The organism is Rhodococcus sp. IEGM 1330, assembly GCF_033142445.1.
GTDB lineage: Bacteria > Actinomycetota > Actinomycetes > Mycobacteriales > Mycobacteriaceae > Rhodococcoides.
The window spans coordinates 347,924-364,380 of record NZ_JAWLSB010000006.1; the positions used below are offsets into that span (position 1 = coordinate 347,924).

Annotated in this window: 13 protein-coding genes; 1 reads left to right on the top strand and 12 read right to left on the bottom strand. The window is 66.9% G+C overall.

Translation table 11 applies throughout. From position 1 onward, the window contains the following. Positions 1-38 precede the first annotated feature (38 nt). Positions 39-698 carry a B-4DMT family transporter gene (locus R4P57_RS16615; protein ID WP_317803897.1) on the top strand — a complete coding sequence of 220 codons (660 nt, stop codon included), beginning with the start codon at positions 39-41 and terminating at the stop codon, positions 696-698. 290 nt (positions 699-988) lie between these two features. Here R4P57_RS16615 and aroB read toward each other — a convergent pair whose 3' ends face one another. The 12 genes from aroB to R4P57_RS16675 all read right to left on the bottom strand — a co-directional run bounded on the left by aroB (position 989) and on the right by R4P57_RS16675 (position 16,436). Beyond that, positions 989-2,101 carry a 3-dehydroquinate synthase gene (aroB, locus tag R4P57_RS16620; RefSeq protein WP_317803898.1) on the bottom strand — a complete coding sequence of 371 codons (1,113 nt, stop codon included), beginning with the start codon at positions 2,099-2,101 and terminating at the stop codon, positions 989-991. A gap of 14 nt (positions 2,102-2,115) precedes the next feature. Further along, positions 2,116-2,667 (bottom strand): shikimate kinase, encoded by a 552-nt coding sequence (locus tag R4P57_RS16625; protein WP_317803899.1) that lies wholly within the window; start codon positions 2,665-2,667, stop codon positions 2,116-2,118. Next, a complete protein-coding gene (gene aroC, locus R4P57_RS16630) occupies positions 2,664-3,851 on the bottom strand; it encodes a chorismate synthase (protein WP_032397981.1) in 1,188 nt (395 codons plus the stop codon). The genes R4P57_RS16625 and aroC overlap by 4 nt, the downstream gene beginning before the upstream one ends. A gap of 12 nt (positions 3,852-3,863) precedes the next feature. Beyond that, positions 3,864-4,436 (bottom strand): A24 family peptidase, encoded by a 573-nt coding sequence (locus tag R4P57_RS16635; RefSeq protein WP_317803900.1) that lies wholly within the window; start codon positions 4,434-4,436, stop codon positions 3,864-3,866. Positions 4,437-4,557: 121 nt separating this feature from the next. After that, the gene (locus R4P57_RS16640; RefSeq protein WP_317803901.1) at positions 4,558-5,370 is read right to left on the bottom strand and encodes a shikimate dehydrogenase; all 813 of its coding nucleotides are present in this window, start codon (positions 5,368-5,370) and stop codon (positions 4,558-4,560) included. A gap of 1 nt (position 5,371) precedes the next feature. Further along, positions 5,372-6,784 carry an endolytic transglycosylase MltG gene (locus tag R4P57_RS16645; RefSeq protein ID WP_317803902.1) on the bottom strand — a complete coding sequence of 471 codons (1,413 nt, stop codon included), beginning with the start codon at positions 6,782-6,784 and terminating at the stop codon, positions 5,372-5,374. Beyond that, a complete protein-coding gene (gene ruvX, locus R4P57_RS16650; RefSeq protein ID WP_317803903.1) occupies positions 6,781-7,311 on the bottom strand; it encodes a Holliday junction resolvase RuvX in 531 nt (176 codons plus the stop codon). Before ruvX ends, R4P57_RS16645 begins: the two co-directional genes overlap by 4 nt. Positions 7,312-7,316: 5 nt before the next feature. Continuing rightward, on the bottom strand, positions 7,317-9,986 hold the full coding sequence (gene alaS, locus R4P57_RS16655; RefSeq protein ID WP_317803904.1) for an alanine--tRNA ligase: 2,670 nt from the start codon (positions 9,984-9,986) through the stop codon (positions 7,317-7,319). 43 nt (positions 9,987-10,029) lie between these two features. Then, positions 10,030-11,337 carry a replication-associated recombination protein A gene (locus R4P57_RS16660; RefSeq protein ID WP_317803962.1) on the bottom strand — a complete coding sequence of 436 codons (1,308 nt, stop codon included), beginning with the start codon at positions 11,335-11,337 and terminating at the stop codon, positions 10,030-10,032. A 151-nt stretch (positions 11,338-11,488) separates the two neighbouring features. Further along, positions 11,489-12,658 carry a kinase gene (locus R4P57_RS16665; RefSeq protein WP_317803905.1) on the bottom strand — a complete coding sequence of 390 codons (1,170 nt, stop codon included), beginning with the start codon at positions 12,656-12,658 and terminating at the stop codon, positions 11,489-11,491. A gap of 155 nt (positions 12,659-12,813) precedes the next feature. Beyond that, the gene (locus R4P57_RS16670; RefSeq protein ID WP_317803906.1) at positions 12,814-13,713 is read right to left on the bottom strand and encodes a transglutaminase family protein; all 900 of its coding nucleotides are present in this window, start codon (positions 13,711-13,713) and stop codon (positions 12,814-12,816) included. After that, a complete protein-coding gene (locus R4P57_RS16675) occupies positions 13,713-16,436 on the bottom strand; it encodes a circularly permuted type 2 ATP-grasp protein (protein ID WP_317803907.1) in 2,724 nt (907 codons plus the stop codon). The genes R4P57_RS16670 and R4P57_RS16675 overlap by 1 nt, the downstream gene beginning before the upstream one ends. Positions 16,437-16,457 lie beyond the last annotated feature (21 nt).

Here is a 16,457-nt window from a genome sequence, read left to right on the forward strand (position 1 = left end):
CGACACACAAACTTCGACGTGCAGATATGCTGTGCCGCATGACTGGGTGGGCAGTGCGTGGCATAAGTATGGGATTGATCAACGTCCTCGTTCGACTGCTGCTGGGGGCAGCAGTGTCGATGTGGCCGCTGAGCGGATCGGCACTGCGCTGGGTGGCATACGCCCTCGTGTTGCTCGTCATCATCGTGTGGGCCGGCATCGACGGAATCCGCGACCGACGCAAGCATCCCGACCCCGACGACGGCGAGGACCTGACCATGGTCTGGCTCAAAGCCGCTGTGGTCGGTGGACTCCTCGGAGGTCTCCTGAGCTGGATCGTCGACTTCTTCGTCGACTTCAGCCTGGGTCAGAACGGTCTGGCCTTCGAGCTGACTTCCGGAGCCGCGTTCACCATTCTCACCATCTTCATCGCCGCCAGCGTCGCGGTGTTCGTGGGAAGACAGATCGTCAACCGCGAGGCCAAGAAGAAGTTGGCCACCTCGGACGCCGAACGCGCACACGACCGCCAGCTGGTCAACGCCGGTCAGGAGAATCGGTCGAGGCAGGCCGAACCCGCGCGGTCCGAACCCACGCGGTCCGAGCCCCAGTGGGCCTCCGAGCACGGCGAAGCCGATACCGAGGTGTTCTCGGCAGTGGACGCAGACGGCAAGCCGCGACTGGACAAGCGCGGTCGTCACGGCAGCGCCGACGGTTCCTGACTCCCCCACACATCGACCTACGGGCGGGGGGGGGCCCGCGGGGGCGGGGGCCCCCCCCCCGGGGGCCGGCGGGCCCCCCCCGGGCGCCCCCGGGCGCCCCCCCAAGCCCCCCCCCCCCCCCCGCGGGGCGGGCCCCCCCCCCCCCCCCCCGCCCGCGGCCGCCGGGGGGGCGCCCGGCGCGCGCCGGGGGTCCCGGCCCCCCCCACCCCACCCCCGGGGGGGGTGTCCGCGCGGGGGGGGGGGGCCACCCCCGCCCGTTCTTCGTCGAGACCCGAGTCGGTCTCACGAGGTCACAACAGAATGGCCGACCCACCTGCGGTCGGGGCCTCGCGACCGACCGCCGAGAATGCGGCGACGAGCAGTGCCGGATCCGGACCCTCGAGCCGTCCGGGCTTGGCCAGACCGTCCAGAACCACGAATCGCAGCAACCCGGCCCGGTTCTTCTTGTCCTTCTGCATGCCCTTGAGCAGATCCGAGAATGCATGCTCGTCGTAGGTGACCGGCAAGCCGACCGATTCGAGAATCGAGCGGTGGCGGTCGGCAGTTGCGTCGTCCAGGCGTCCGGCCAGGCGTCCCAGCTCGGCCGCGAACACCAGACCGACCGACACGGCGGCACCGTGACGCCAGCGGTACTGCTCCCGCCGCTCGATGGCATGCGCGAGCGTGTGCCCGTAGTTCAGGATTTCGCGGAGGTTCGACTCGCGCAGATCGGCCGCCACGACCTTCGCCTTGACCTCGACCGAGCGCCTGATCAACTCCGGCAGAACGTCACCGGTCGGATCCAGCGCCGCGGCAGGATCGGCCTCGATGATGTCCAGAATCTTCGGATCGGCGATGAACCCGGTCTTGATCACCTCGGCCAGGCCCGAGACGATCTCGTTCTTCGGCACGGTCTCGAGCGTCGCCAGATCGATCAACACGGCGGCCGGTTCGTGGAACGAGCCGACGAGGTTCTTGCCGGCATCGGTGTTGATGCCGGTCTTGCCGCCCACTGCCGCGTCGACCATGGCCAGCAGCGTCGTCGGGACGTGGACGATACGGACTCCGCGCATCCAGGTCGCTGCCACGAATCCGGCCAGGTCCGTTGCCGCTCCGCCTCCCAGACTGACGATGGCGTCGCTGCGGGTGAGACCGATTCGGCCGAGGACTTCCCAGCAGAACCCCGCCACTGCAAGGTCCTTGCCGTCCTCGGCATCCGGGATCTCGATGCGGTGAGCGTCGATTCCCTTGTCCGCCAACGCCGCTCGCACTGCCTCTGCGGTCTCTGCCAGCGGAGGCTGGTGGAAGATCGCCACGGTGGCCGTTCCGGCGAGCTCGTCGACGAGGTCCGTCAACAGACCTCGGCCGATGATCACCGGGTACGGGTTGGCAGTCTCGACCTGGACGCGCACTGGCTCTGTCATCGAATCACCTTCATCTACTGGGGGTTTTTCTCGTTCGCATCGCGCCCGGGAACAGGGGCGATCGCCGTCAGCTTCGCCACCAACTGGCCCACGACCCGAGCCGGGCTGCGACTGTCGGTGCGCACGCGCACCGTGGCCACCGAACGATAGAGAGGTCGCCGATGACGCATCAGTTCCTGATACTTCGCACGCGGGTCAGGACCGGCGAGCAGCGGCCGAACCGTGTTCGCGCCGGTTCGCCGAAGCCCTTCCGACACACTGATTTCCAGGTACACCACGGTATGCCCGGACAGCAGGGCACGGGTCGCCGGCGACAACACAGCACCACCGCCGAGGGAGACGATCCCGTCGTGCGAGGCCAGAGCACCGGCGACTATCCGCTCCTCGATCTGCCGAAAAGCCGGTTCGCCGTCGTGCGAGAAGATATCGGCGATCGTGCGACCGGTGTCTCGCTCGATGGCCACGTCGGTGTCGAACAGGTCGAGGTCGAGGGCCTGTGCCAGCCGTCGACCGATCGTCGACTTCCCTGCCCCCGGCGGTCCGACGAGGACCGCGTACGGGGTCATCGTGGGGGTCGGGCGGCGGTGCCCTTCACGTAGTGGTCGACGTTGCTCGTCGTCTCCGCCAGCGAGTCCCCACCGAACTTCTCCAACGCTGCCTGCGCGACCACCAGGGCGACCATGGTCTCGGCCACGACACCGGCGGCCGGAACAGCGCAGACGTCCGAACGCTGATGAATGGCCACTGCCTCGTCGCCGGTCGTCATGTCGACCGTTGCCAGCGCGCGCGGAACCGTCGAGATGGGCTTCATCGCCGCCCGCACTCGCAGTGCCTCACCGTTGGTCATACCGCCCTCGATGCCGCCTGCACGGTTGGTCGAGCGCAACACACCGTCCGGTCCGGGCTTGATCTCGTCGTGGGCGACGCTTCCGCGTCGACGCGCGGTCTCGAAGCCGTCTCCGATCTCGACCCCCTTGATGGCCTGGATTCCCATCAGTGCCGCGGCGAGCCTGGCGTCGAGCTTGCGTTCTCCGGAGACGAACGATCCGAGGCCGACGGGGAGGCCGTGCACGACGACCTCGACGACGCCGCCCAGAGTGTCGCCGTCCTTCTTCGCGGCTTCGATCTCGGCGATCATCGATTCTTCGGCGGCCTTGTCGAAGGCGCGAACCGGAGAGGCGTCGATCGCGTCGAGGTCGGCACCTGCGGGCGGGGGTCCGACATAGGGGTCGGATGCTCCGATGGAGATCACATGGGACACGACGTCGACGCCGAACGCCTGCTTCAGGAACAGACGGGCGACAGTGCCGATGGCGACCCGCGCGGCGGTCTCACGAGCGCTGGCGCGTTCGAGCACCGGACGAGCATCGTCGAATCCGTACTTGAGCATTCCGGAGAAGTCGGCGTGGCCGGGCCGCGGCCGTGTCAACGGAGAGTTGCGCGCGAGATCCGCGAGCACTGCGTCGTCGACGGGGTCGGCCGACATCACCTGCTCCCATTTGGGCCACTCGGTGTTGCCGACCTCGATCGCAACCGGCCCGCCCATGGTGCGTCCGTGTCGGACACCGCCGGTGAGGGTCACTTTGTCGGCCTCGAACTTCATGCGGGCACCGCGGCCGTAGCCGAGGCGACGGCGAGCGAGTTGAGAGGCAATGTCGTCCGAGGTCACCTCTACTCCCGCGACCATTCCTTCGAGGATGGCGACGAGAGCGGGTCCGTGGGATTCTCCGGCAGTTATCCAGCGCAGCACTCGAACATCTTTTCACGCCAGGGACGCCGCGGATGCCAGCAGGGTGGCCGCACACATGGACGGGCCGTGCGCGATGCGGGCTCGCCTGTGCCCGAACGCCGCGGCGACCGACCCCACCACGGCAGTTGCCACCGGTGCCGACAGTGCGGCGACGGCCCATCCTTCCCCGCCGCCCACGCATGCGATCGAGCCGACCGACCAGGCGAGTTTGACGTCACCCGCTCCGAACGCTGCGGGCGCGAGAAGGTGAACGACGAGGTAGATCGCGAACAGCAGGGCGCCGCCCAGCAGTGCCCCTGCCGAGCCCGTGAGCACGAGTGCGATCGTCACCACGATCGCACCGGGGACGGTCAAGGCGTTCGGCAACCGGCGGCGCTGCAGGTCGACGGCGCTGAGCGCGGCGAACCACCACGTCGTCGCGCACAACGGAACCACGTACTCGGAACCGCCGAACCGCCACCAGACCCATCCGGTCCCGATCGCAGACATCAGCGGCAGGAGCCGAGGACTCCATCGGACCAGGCAGCGGCGCATCGTCATCCCCGCAACGGCACCGACCAGGACCGCCACACACAGACCCATCATGATCGAAGGGTTGCATCGCGGCAGCGATCGCTCGTGACGCACGCCCAGGTGGGACATTGCCCTGTGGACAACTCACGGCCTGTGCACAACTCGAGGCCTGTGGACTACCGACGGTGCGAACTCACAGCATGGTGGTCAGCGCGTCACGCATGATCGCTCGTGGTGCCGGCCTGCCGGTGAACTGTTCTACCTGCCCGTACGCCTGATTGAGCAGCATCGACAATCCGCTGATGACGGTTCCACCGGCCGCGTCCACGGCAGCTGCCAGGGGCGTCGGCCAGGGATCGTAGATGGCGTCGAGGACCAACGGCGCATGGGCGAGATCCGACGCGATATCCGCCGCTCCGGCCGCGGGAACGGTGCTGACCAGCACAGCCGACTCCGCTGCGACAGTGGCGAGTCGAGGGTCGGTCATGTCCGCGAACTCCGCGCGCATCCCCGTGGCGACGGCGCAGTCCAGTGTGTCCCGGGCGCGGTCGGCGGACCGCGCGACCACGGTGACCGCAGTCGCCCCGAGTCCGGCCAGCGCCACGATCGCCGGCCTCGACGTTCCTCCTGCGCCGACCACCGTCACGGTGCGACCGGACAGGTCCTCGACTCCGGCGTCGCGTAGTGCACCCACGATTCCGTCGACGTCCGTGCAATCGGCGCGCCAGCCCGACGCGGTGCGCACCAGGGTGTTCGCAGAGCCGGCCAGAACTGCCCGCGCGGTGCGCTCGGTCGCGTACGCCAGAGCCGCAACCTTGCCCGGCATGGTGACCGACACGCCGACCCATTCGGGACCGAAACCGTCGAGCAGGCCGGGCAACTGCTCACCGGTGCAGTCGATGCGTTCGTAGGTCCAGTCGTCGAGTCCCAGCGCGCGGTACGCAGCACAGTGCAGCACGGGCGACTTCGAGTGTTCGACAGGGCTACCCAGTACGGCGGCGCGCACGTCAGCGGCCGCTGTCGAGGAAGCCCGCCTCGACCTTGGTGATGTTCGCCAGGTGTTCCTCGTAGCTGCGGGTGAACAGGGTTTCGCCCGCCTGGTTGATGGTCACGAAGTACAACCAGTCACCGTCTGCGGGCATCTCGACCGCCTGCACCGCACCGATACTCGGCGAGGAGATCGGGGTTGCCGGCAGCCCCTCGCTGGCATAGGTGTTCCACGGGGTGACGCGGGCCCGGTCGGCGTCGGTGGTGGCCACCTCGGTCGTGTCGAGCGAGTAGTTGACCGTCGAGTCGAACTCGAGCCGCTGCGGCACGGCGAGGCGATTGAGGATCACCCGGGCCACCTTGCTGAAGTCCTGCGGCAGCGATTCACGCTCGACGAGCGATGCGGCGACGAGGGTGTCGTACGGAGTCAGCCCGGAGTTGGTGCCCGCGGTCAGGATTCCGGTGTCCTCGTAGCGGGTCGCACTCTCGGACACCAACTGCTTCAGAATGTCGGTGGGAGCCGCGCTGGGGTCGAAATCCCAGGTTCCCGCGGCGATCAGGCCTTCGAGCTGTCGATCGCGGTCCGGGACTCCCTCGACGCGATCGGTGGCCCAGTCGGGCACGCCCAAGGCAGCCGGGTCGTCCACAGCTCCTGCGACGTTGAGGTCGTCGTAGCTCACGCAGGTGGGGGTTCCACTGCCGGTCCGGTCCACACAGCTGGCCTCGGAGATCAGGGTGTAGATGCCCTTCTTCACGGCACCGGTGTTCACGTCGCGCGCGTCGTGGAGCTGGCGGCCCTCGGAGATCACCATGTTGCCCACTCGGGACGCGGGGTCGACGAGTTCGGTCACGGCCTGCGAGGCAGGCACGTTGCTGGCGAGCAAATAGAAGCCTGGTTGAACCGAGGTGATGGCGTTGTTCAGGAGCGCTGCTTCGAGAAACGCACCCGAGCTGGCCACGACACCCTTGTCCGCTGCCTGGGTACCGATCTGTTGTGCGGTGTCGTTGGGGTGAACCTGAATCACCACGCCGTCCCCCGGTGAGCCTGCGGCGAAGTCCGCGTTCGGGGTCGTGCGATTGCCGAACTTGTTCAACGCGAAATACCCTCCGCCTGCCACTGCCACGATCAGTACGAGCCCGAGCACCAGAGCCACCAGCCGGCCGCGACGCTTGCGGCTGGACGCAGCTCGGTCCTTGCGGGTCGCGGCGCGGCTGCGGCCGACCTCCTGTGGCACTGCTCCGCGCTCGGCCTCGTGATCGGGCTCCCGATCTGCGTTACGAGAGGGCCGGGGGTGCGGCTCCTGACGCTGCGGATGGCCGTGCAGGCTGCGGTGGAAGTCGCTGCCCTCGTCCACGCGATAACCGATCGGGTCGGTGTGCGCCTCGTCCGAGCGCGCATCTCGCCGGTCCCGATCGGACCCTTGGTTGTTCACTCGTCGACCTCCGTCGATCCTGAATTGTTCGCTGCACGATCCGATACGGCACGGCGCTCGTCGAGCCAGCCCTGCAGTATCGCCACCGCCGCAGCCTGATCGATCACCGATCGTTGGTTCTTGGCTCGCACTCCACTGTCCCGTAACGCGCGCGATGCGCTCACGGTAGTCAGTCGCTCGTCGGCCATCCGTATCGGAACATCACCCAACCGCCGGTACAGGGAGCGGCCGAATCTCTCGGCTGCGTCGACGGCGCTGCCGCGCTCTCCGCGCAGCGTCCGAGGAAGCCCGATCACGATCTCGACGGCCTCGTATTCGGCGACGATCTCCGCCACCCGCACCACGTCCGGCGCGTCGGGACCCTTGATCTTCGATCGCGGAACCGTCTCGACCGGCGTGGCGAGTACACCGTCGGGATCGCTGGAGGCGATGCCGATGCGGACGCTACCGACGTCGATGCCGATACGACGGCCGCGTCCGGGATCGTCGACGCCTGGCCGATCGGGGCCGCGCCCCTGAGCTACCACGATCGTCAGTGGGTCGTGAGTTCGGTCAGTCGAGCCCGGGCGGCGTCGATACCGGCTGCGATTCCGGCGACGTCCGACCCCGACCCCTGAGCCAGCTCGGGCTTGCCGCCGCCTCGGCCACCGATGCTCGGACCGAAGGCCGCCACCAGATCGCCTGCCGCGATGCCTGCATCCTGAGCTGCCTTGTTGGTCGAGACCACGAACGGGACCTTGCCGTTCACGGTGCCGAACAGCACCACCACGGCCGGATCGGTGCCCAGCCGTCCTCGAATATCGGTCACCAGGGTGCGCAGGTCGTTACCGCCGACACCGTCCGGTGCTCGAGCGACCACCGCTCGGGCGTCACCGAATCGCTCGGCCTTGCCGACGAACTCACCGGCCGAGGCCAGCACAGCAGCGGCCTTGACGGCGTCGAGTTCCTTCTCCGCGACGCGCAGACGCTCGACCAGGGTCTCGATGCGAGCCGGGACCTCCTCGGACGGCACCTTCAGCGAGGACGCGATGCCGGCAAGCAGCGCGCGTTCCTTGGCGAGATAGCGGTACGAATCGAGGCCGACGAATGCTTCGACTCGGCGCACTCCCGAGCCGACGGACGATTCACCGAGAATGGTGACCGGGCCGATCTGCGACGAGTGCTGCACGTGCGTACCACCGCACAGTTCCATCGAGAACGGTCCGCCGATCTCGACCACGCGCACTTCGTCGCCGTAGTTTTCACCGAACAGGGCCATTGCGCCCATCTTCTTGGCGCTGTCGAGGTCGGTGACCAGGGTATTGACCGCGAAGTCCGAGCCCACCGCGTCGTTGGCGACGTTCTCGATGTCGTCGCGTTGCGCCTCCGAGAGTGCGCCCTGCCACGAGAAGTCGAATCGGAGGTAGCCGGGCTTGTTCAACGAACCCGCCTGCGTCGCGTTCGGCCCGAGAACCTGTCGCAGTGCCGCGTGCACCATGTGGGTGCCCGAGTGGCCCTGAGTCGCACCCTTGCGCCAGGCGTGGTCGACATCGACGTGGACGGTGTCACCCTCGGTGATCTGACCCGACTCGACCACGGACTTGTGCGTCCAGAGCTTCTTGGCGATCTTCTGCACGTCGTTGACCTTGACGCCGAGGCCCGGGGCGGTGATGGTGCCGATGTCCGCGATCTGACCACCGGACTCCGCGTACAGCGGACTGCGGTCGAGAATGATCTCCACCGACTCCCCTGCAACCGCGGTGGGAACGCGAACACCGTTGGAGATCAGCGCCAACACCGTTGCCTCGGAACCGAGTTCGTCGAACCCGGTGAACTCGGTCGGCGAACCGTCGACGAAATCCTTGTAGACCGTCAGGTCGGCGTGTGCATGCTTGCGGGCGCGGGCGTCGTCCTTGGCCCGGTTGCGCTGCTCGGCCATCAGGGACCGGAAACCGTCCTCGTCGACCGACAGGCCGGCCTCGGCGGCCATCTCGAGCGTCAGATCGATCGGGAACCCGTAGGTGTCGTGCAGCGCGAACGCTTCGGCACCGCCGATCTTCTTCGCACCAGACGCCTTGACTGCCTCGGCGGCACCCTCGAACAGTCGGGAACCCGAGGTGAGGGTCTTGAGAAACGCCGTCTCCTCCCCCACCGCGACGGTGAGGATTCGATCGAAGTCGGTGACGAGGTTCGGGTAGGACTCGGCCATCGTGTCGCGCACGACGGTGATGAACTGCGCCATCGTCTCGTCGGGTGCTCCGAGCAGACGTGCCGATCGCACGATACGGCGCAGCAGTCGGCGCAGTACGTAACCGCGACCGTCGTTGCCGGGGTTGACGCCGTCGGAGATCAGCAGCGCGGCGGTGCGGGCGTGATCGGCGATGACACGGAAGCGAACGTCGTCGTCGTGGTTGGCACCGTAGGCGCGCCCTGAGAGCGCCTCGGCCTTGGCGATCACCGGCCGGACGAGGTCGGTCTCGTAGACGTTGTCCACGCCCTGCAGCAAGAATGCGACGCGCTCGACGCCCATGCCGGTGTCGATGTTCTGCTTCGGCAGCGGACCGAGGATCTCGAAGTCGTCCTTGCTGATCCCCTTGCCTCGCTCGTTCTGCATGAACACGAGGTTCCAGATCTCGATGTACCGGTCCTCGTCGGCCTCTGGACCGCCCTCGGCACCGAACTCGGGTCCACGGTCGTAGTAGATCTCCGAGCATGGGCCGCAGGGGCCGGGGATGCCCATGGACCAGTAGTTGTCGGCCATTCCGCGCCGTTGAATTCGATCGTCCGGCAGGCCGGCGATCTCCTTCCAGAGCTCGATCGCCTCGTCGTCGTCGAGATATGCAGTGGCCCAGATCCGCTCGGGGTCGAACCCGTACCCGCCGTCTTCGACACTGTCGGTCAACAGCGACCAGGCGTGCCGAATGGCGTCGCGCTTGAAGTAGTCACCGAACGAGAAGTTGCCCGCCATCTGGAAGAAGGTGTTGTGGCGGGTGGTGATACCGACGTTCTCGATGTCGAGGGTGCGTACGCACTTCTGGACGCTCGTCGCCGTCTTGTACGGCGGCGTCTGCTGACCGAGGAAGAACGGCACGAAGGGGACCATGCCCGCATTGACGAACAGCAGGTTCGGGTCGTCGAGAATCAACGACGCACTGGGTACTTCGGTGTGTCCCGCCTTCACGAAATGGTCGAGGAAACGCCTGCGGATCTCATGGGTCTGCACTGGTACAGGTTAGCGTCGTCAGACCCTGTGCCGACTCGAGGGCCTATCGGCCTCGGATGATGCGCCGCAGTTTCCCCACCCTGGTCGCGATTTCGCGCTCGGCACCGTGTTCGGTGGGCTCGTAATAGTTCACGCCCACCAGTTCGTCCGGCGGATACTGTTGCCCCAGTACGCCGCCCGGACTGCTGTGCGGGTACCGATACCCGACGGCGTTTCCCAGCCCTTGCGCTCCCTTGTAGTGGCCGTCGCGTAGATGCGGCGGCACCGATCCCGACTTGCCTGCAGCCACATCGGCCATGGCCGCACCGAGTGCGCCGATCACGGCACCGGACTTGGGCGCAGTCGCCAGATGGATGGTCGCCTGCGCCAGCGCCAACCGCGCCTCGGGCATCCCGATCATCTGTACCGCGCTGGCAGCGGCCGTCGCCGTCTGCAATGCCGTGGGATCGGCCATCCCGATGTCCTCGCTGGCGTGGACCACGAGACGTCGCGCGATGAACCGTGCGTCCTCGCCTGCCGTGATCATCCGCGCCAGATAGTGCAGGGCGGCGTCGACGTCGGATCCTCTGATCGACTTGATGAACGCACTGATGACGTCGTAGTGCTGATCTCCGTCGCGGTCGTAACGCACGGCGGCCTTGTCGACACTGGCCTCGACCGTCGCGAGGTCCAGCGTTCCGTCGGTTGCGGCGCCCGCTGCCGCCTCGAGGGCCGTCAGCGCTCGGCGGGCGTCACCGGCCGCGAGACGCACCAGGTGCGACATCGCGTCCTCGGCGATGGTCACCGCACCGTCCAGACCGCGCGGATCGTTGGCGGCGCGGGTGAGCAACAACTCGATGTCCTCGGATCCCAGCGGCTGCAACTGCAATACCAACGATCGGGACAGCAGCGGAGACACCACCGAGAACGACGGGTTCTCGGTGGTCGCAGCCACCAACAACACGATCCGATTCTCGACGGCTGCGAGCAGTGCATCCTGCTGCGTCTTGGAGAACCGGTGCACCTCGTCGATGAACAGCACAGTCTGCTCGCCCGACAGCAACCGGCGTCGTGCAAGTTCGATGACGCTACGCACTTCCTTCACACCTGCCGATAGGGCCGACAACGCCTCGAACTTGCGTCCGGTGGCCCCGGAGATCAACGACGCGAGCGTTGTCTTGCCGGTTCCCGGCGGACCGTAGAGCATCACCGAGGATGCGCCGGAGCCCTCGACGAGCCGGCGCAGCGGTGCGCCGGGAGCCAACAGATGAGACTGCCCGACCACCTCGTCGAGGGTTGTCGGACGCATACGCACCGCCAGCGGGGCGTCGGGCCTGATGTAGGAGGACGTCGGACGGGGCTCGGCGACCATCGCCTCCGGTGCCGCAGGCGTGTCGAAGAGTCCGTCGTCGCCGAACTCGTCGCTTCCCGAGATGTCCCCGCCCGAGATGTCACTTCCGAAACCGCTGCTCACCGATCGAACGCTACCGATCCGACCGCCGGATGCGCGAACGACGTCTTCCTCAGCGCTCCCACTTCGTGCGCAGAGCGGTGCCGACCGACGTCGCGTACTCGGCGATACCGGTCTCGCCGACGCGCGCAGCACTGTCCGCCAGCACCGCCCACCGCGAGATCAGCGCCTGCGACCGCGGAACCGACAGATGGTGAGCACGCGCCGCTGCGATGCGAGTGTGATCGTCGGGCAGGAACCAGTAGGTGCTGAGCCATACCCAGATCAGACGTGCGTCGAGGATCTTGCTCGCCAGCGTGGTGTCGTCAGCCAACGCCGGCCAGATTCCCACCACTTCCGAGCGCCACGCGTCGATCATGGCCTGCTCGCGATCGTGCGAGAGCTCGAAGCTGCACAGGCAACCGGGGAACGACGCCAACGCGTAGGTGATGTCGAGGGTGGCGTCACGGAATCCGCCCCACTCGTAATCGAGGAACCGGACACCTTCGTCGTTGACGATGATGTTGTCGGGGCACAGGTCGGACGGGCTGAAGGCGCGAAAGGCTCCGTGCGCGAACAGCCGTCCGCTGCGAGAGACGCGATCGAGAATCGCATCCGGGGTCGTTCCGACGCCCAGGAGATCGGTCAGCAGGCCGGGAACCACGGCGAGCGCGTCGGGTATCTGGGCGGAGATCCCGTCGGTGGAGTCGGGTTGCCCCACCCGGCGCAGCAGAGCGGCGAAGTCGTCCTCGCGGCCGACGGTGGCGGCGTGCATGCGGCCGAGCGCCTGAGCCATGGCCATCAACGAGTTGGTCACCGCGGCTTCGTCCGAGTTGCGCAGCAGAGTGGTGATGGGACTGGCGTCGCCGAGATCGCTGAGCACCAGCAGCCGCGCGTCGAGATCGTAGGCGTGCAGCTCGGGTCCGGGTCTGCTGTCCGTGGCCAGAGCGTTGGCGAACTGGTACGACGCTGCCTCGCGCAAGAAGGCGCTGGAACCGGAGATGTCGCCGAGCTCGGCGCGCAGTTCCGATTCGGCGGGCAGGTCGCGAACCTGCTTGATCACCAGGGTGCGGGGCAGTTGAAACGGGTTCTCGGAGACTCGGACTCGCAACACGACCGCTTGGCCGCTACCCCCCAGATTCACCGGGTCGATCAACGTCACCGGAGCTCCGGTGCGTTTGGTGAGGAGTCGCTGAGCTGCTGCTACTACCTCTGATACAGGGTCTGCCAGTGTTGCGGTCATCGATGTCCAAGCTACCCGTTCGGTGTGTTCTGCTGTGCCGTCTCGGTGGCTACGAATGAGACACGATTGTCCTTTTTGCGGCTTTTCGCACAGTGCATTCGTAGATTCGACCAGATGGTCGGTTACCCCCGGGCCACCGAATTATGCAGGGTTCGCTACTGCGGTGCAACGTCCACCGATACGGCGATGGTGCTCTCCTCCGCCTCGGTGTAGATCACCCCTCGCAGGGGAGGTACGTCGGCGTAGTCGCGTCCCCACGCCACGGTCGCGTACCGCTCGTCGACCAGCTGATCGTTGGTGGGATCGAAGGCGAGCCAGCGATCGTTCGGCATCCACACCGCTGCCCACGCGTGGGTCGCGTCGACGCCGATCATCCGTTCCTTGCCGGGCGGAGGTTCGGTTGCGAGATATCCCGACACGTACCGCGCCGCGAGACCCTGGGAGCGCAAGCACGCGATGGCAAGGCGAGCGAAGTCCTGACACACTCCCGATCGCGCGGCGAGCACATCGACCACGGTGGTCGACACCGTCGTCGAACCGGAGAGATAGCGAAAATCGGTGAAGATCCGATGCGTCAGATCGACGACGACGTCCGCGAGGGGACGACCGGGCCAGAAGCTGGGTGCAGCGTAGGCGCGCACCTCGTCGGTGATCTCCGGGGTCGGAAGATCCAGAGCGAACTCCACAGCAGACGCGCGAGCCGGATCCGCAGGCACGTGTCCACCGAACAGCGCCATCCGAGCGGACTCCCAGGATGCCGTCGCCGGCCACGACGTGGTCTCGTCCGCCGGGCGCGGATACACCTCCACCAGCGAATCCGCCGTCACCACCAGCTTCTCGTGGTCGTGCGTCACGTGGAAGTACACATCCTCGTTGCCGTAGACGTCCACGCCGAAGGATTGATCGGTCGGTGCGGGCTCCACAGTGACCGACTTCTCCACGCAGTGCTGCCCGTCCATGTCCCGCGGCGCGAGGAATCCCCGCCCGTAGGACGAGGTCACGCGGTCGGAATACGTGTAGGTGGTGATGTGCTTGATTCGGTACCGACGACTCATCACCGCACCCCGTTCGCAGTTCGGATGTTCGAGCTGCCCCACAGCGGCTGCGTGCCACCGGGCAACGACATGTGAGTGGCGAGGACGACGCGAGACAGTTCCTCGAGTGAGTCGTGGATGCCGTCCACCAGCTCGATCAACTCCACCCGTCGGCCGTTCGCGTCGACCGATTCCAGATCGCCAGGGTCGACCCGCCGCAACCGCACCCGCATCTGCTCGACGAGCTGCTCGGGCCGCGACGTACCCGAGGCATCGGGCAACGAACCCAGGTCGTCCCGAAGCCGATCGAGCTGGTAGACCAAGGCTCGCGGGTTGCCCTCGTCGAACAACAGCAACTGCGCGACGGCTGCCGGACGCGCGCGACCGCTGTTACGTCTGCGGTAGATCACCGAGGACTCGGCCGCGGACAGCACCGAATCGATGACCGCTTGTTCGGTGGACGGCGTGAGAGCGTGGCTCAATGTGGCCGAGAGCAGCGCAGTCAGCTGCAGACCACGCTCGATCCGTTTGCCGGCGTCCATCAGGTACCAGCCCGCGTCTCGCACCATCGATTCCGACGCCAAACCGGCCAGCGCGAGCAGACCACGCAGCACACTCGACTGCGACGACGCCAGTTGTGCGCCGTTGTGAACCGGCGATTCGGCCAGCTCCTCTAGCGCGGTGTCGATCCGGTTCAGAACCGCCCAGGTGTCGTTCGAGAGCTGGTCGCGCACCGCGCGCGCCGCCTGCTGCATCCGATCCACCGATTGCGCCAGCGAACCCATACGTCCCGTCGAGAGCATCAGCGAGCGCATTTCCACGGTCGCGTCGCCGCGGTTCTTCTCGTCCAGGAAGCCCGGCCAGGTGCGCGAGACCTTCGTGACCGCTTCGAGCAGGATCGGCAGACTGTCGCTGCCTTCGAGCCACGGCATCGAGCGGTAGTCCTGATTGCGTTCGCGCGCGGCGATGAGCAATCGAGTCATGTCCTCGGCACGCTCGCTGTAGCGGCCGAACCAGAACAGGTCGCCGAGCACACGCGGCGAGCTGACGACGTCGACGTTGGACGCGGCGTACTGCGGCAACTCCTCCACCGTGGCGGGCGGGGTGTGCGGCGCGGAGTCGGCCGGGGTGACCCGTTCCACCGACTTGACCCACACGTCCTTCGACGCCACCGTGATGAGCGGATCGGTGACCGGTGCGGTGAGCACCACTTGCCCCAGACCGCCGCGCATGGGCGTGTACCCGCCCCGCTGCGCAACCGTGAACAGCCGCATCCCCACCTGCGCGGGGGCCACCGACAATTGCGAACCCGACGCGCCGTCCATCGTCGAACCGACCGGAGCCAGCGAGAACTCGGGGACTTCCTGTCCGGTCCACTTCCACGGCTCGGCGACGATTCGATTCCACAGCTCCCTGGCTGCGGCGTCGGTGAGATCGTGCCCCACCACCGTGCGCCGCGAGGTGATCGACCGCAGCACCAGCGAACGCATCCGGTTTCCGATGTGCGAGAGCTGGTTCGGGTCACCGCCCCAGTAGGTCTGCACCGAACCGAGAATCAGGTCCTCGTCCAGCAGTGCCCGGCTCAACGCCGGCAGCAACGGAAGGAGCGCCGGGTTCTCGAGCACACCGCTACCGAGAGTGTTCACCACGCTCACGGCCCCGCGCCGCAGCACCTCGACCAGACCGACGACACCCAGGTGCGAATCCGGACGTAGATCGAGTGGGTCGGCGAACTCGGCGTCGACTCGGCGCAGCACCACATCCACCCGGCGCAGCTTGCCGAGCGACCGCATCCACAGACAGCCGTCACGGACCACGAGATCGGCATTCTCCACGAGAGGAAAGCCGAGAACCGTTGCGAGATAGGCCTGATCGAATGCCGTCTCGGAATGCGAACCAGGACTCAGCACCACGACGACCGGATTCTCTGCCGACGCGGGTGCCGCATCGCGAAGCGCCAACCGCACCGCGCGAGCGAATGTCGAGAGCGGCCTGGGATTGCTCGCCTGGAACAACTCGGGAATCGCGCGCGACATCACTCGCCGATCGGCGAGCGCATACCCCACTCCTGACGGTGCCTGCGTGCGGTCGGCAATGACCCGGAACTGGCCGTCGGAACCTCGGGCGACATCGGCGGCATGCATGAACAGCTGATGCGGCCCCGGAATGGTGATCGCGTGCGCCGTCCGCAGATAGCCGGGGTTGCCGAAGACCAACTCCGGCGGAATCAACCCACGACGAACGGTTTCCTGGGCCCCGTAGATATCGGTGAGCACCGCATCGAGCAGCATCGACCGCTGAACCAAACCGGCTTCCAGACGATCCCACTCGTCGGCCGCGACGACCAACGGAACACTGTCCAACCCCCACCGAACAGCACTGGGCAACGCCTCGCTGCCACCCGACGGAATAGGGTTGTACGTGATGCCATGGTCGTCGACCAGACGGCTCACCCGCGACTGCAACGTCTGCATGGCACCGGGGCCGGCCTCACGCATCCCGTCGACCAACTCCGCCCAATGCGGACGGACGGCGTCGTCGGCATCGAGCATCTCGTCGAACCGATCGACGCGACCGGTCACGGCCTCGCGCCGACCGCGATACGCGAGCCACGGCGACCCGGCACCACTCGCGACAACGTCGTTCCTGCCGGCTCCACTCGAAACATCGTCGTTTCTGCCGGCTCCACTCGAAACATCGTCGTTTCTGCCGGCTCCACTCAGGGTGGTATCCACGGGCACCATCGAGCCGTTGTTCCTTCCGTC

Excerpts from the sequence above, each read along its gene's own strand:
- aroB (WP_317803898.1), bottom strand. The coding sequence starts at position 2,101 with ATGACAGAGCCAGTGCGCGTCCAGGTCGAGACTGCCAACCCGTACCCG.
- R4P57_RS16615 (WP_317803897.1), top strand. The coding sequence starts at position 39 with ATGACTGGGTGGGCAGTGCGTGGCATAAGTATGGGATTGATCAACGTC.
- R4P57_RS16665 (WP_317803905.1), bottom strand. The coding sequence starts at position 12,658 with ATGACCGCAACACTGGCAGACCCTGTATCAGAGGTAGTAGCAGCAGCT.
- R4P57_RS16675 (WP_317803907.1), bottom strand. The coding sequence starts at position 16,436 with ATGGTGCCCGTGGATACCACCCTGAGTGGAGCCGGCAGAAACGACGAT.
- R4P57_RS16625 (WP_317803899.1), bottom strand. The coding sequence starts at position 2,667 with ATGACCCCGTACGCGGTCCTCGTCGGACCGCCGGGGGCAGGGAAGTCG.
- R4P57_RS16670 (WP_317803906.1), bottom strand. The coding sequence starts at position 13,713 with ATGAGTCGTCGGTACCGAATCAAGCACATCACCACCTACACGTATTCC.
- R4P57_RS16660 (WP_317803962.1), bottom strand. The coding sequence starts at position 11,337 with ATGGTCGCCGAGCCCCGTCCGACGTCCTCCTACATCAGGCCCGACGCC.
- R4P57_RS16635 (WP_317803900.1), bottom strand. The coding sequence starts at position 4,436 with ATGATGGGTCTGTGTGTGGCGGTCCTGGTCGGTGCCGTTGCGGGGATG.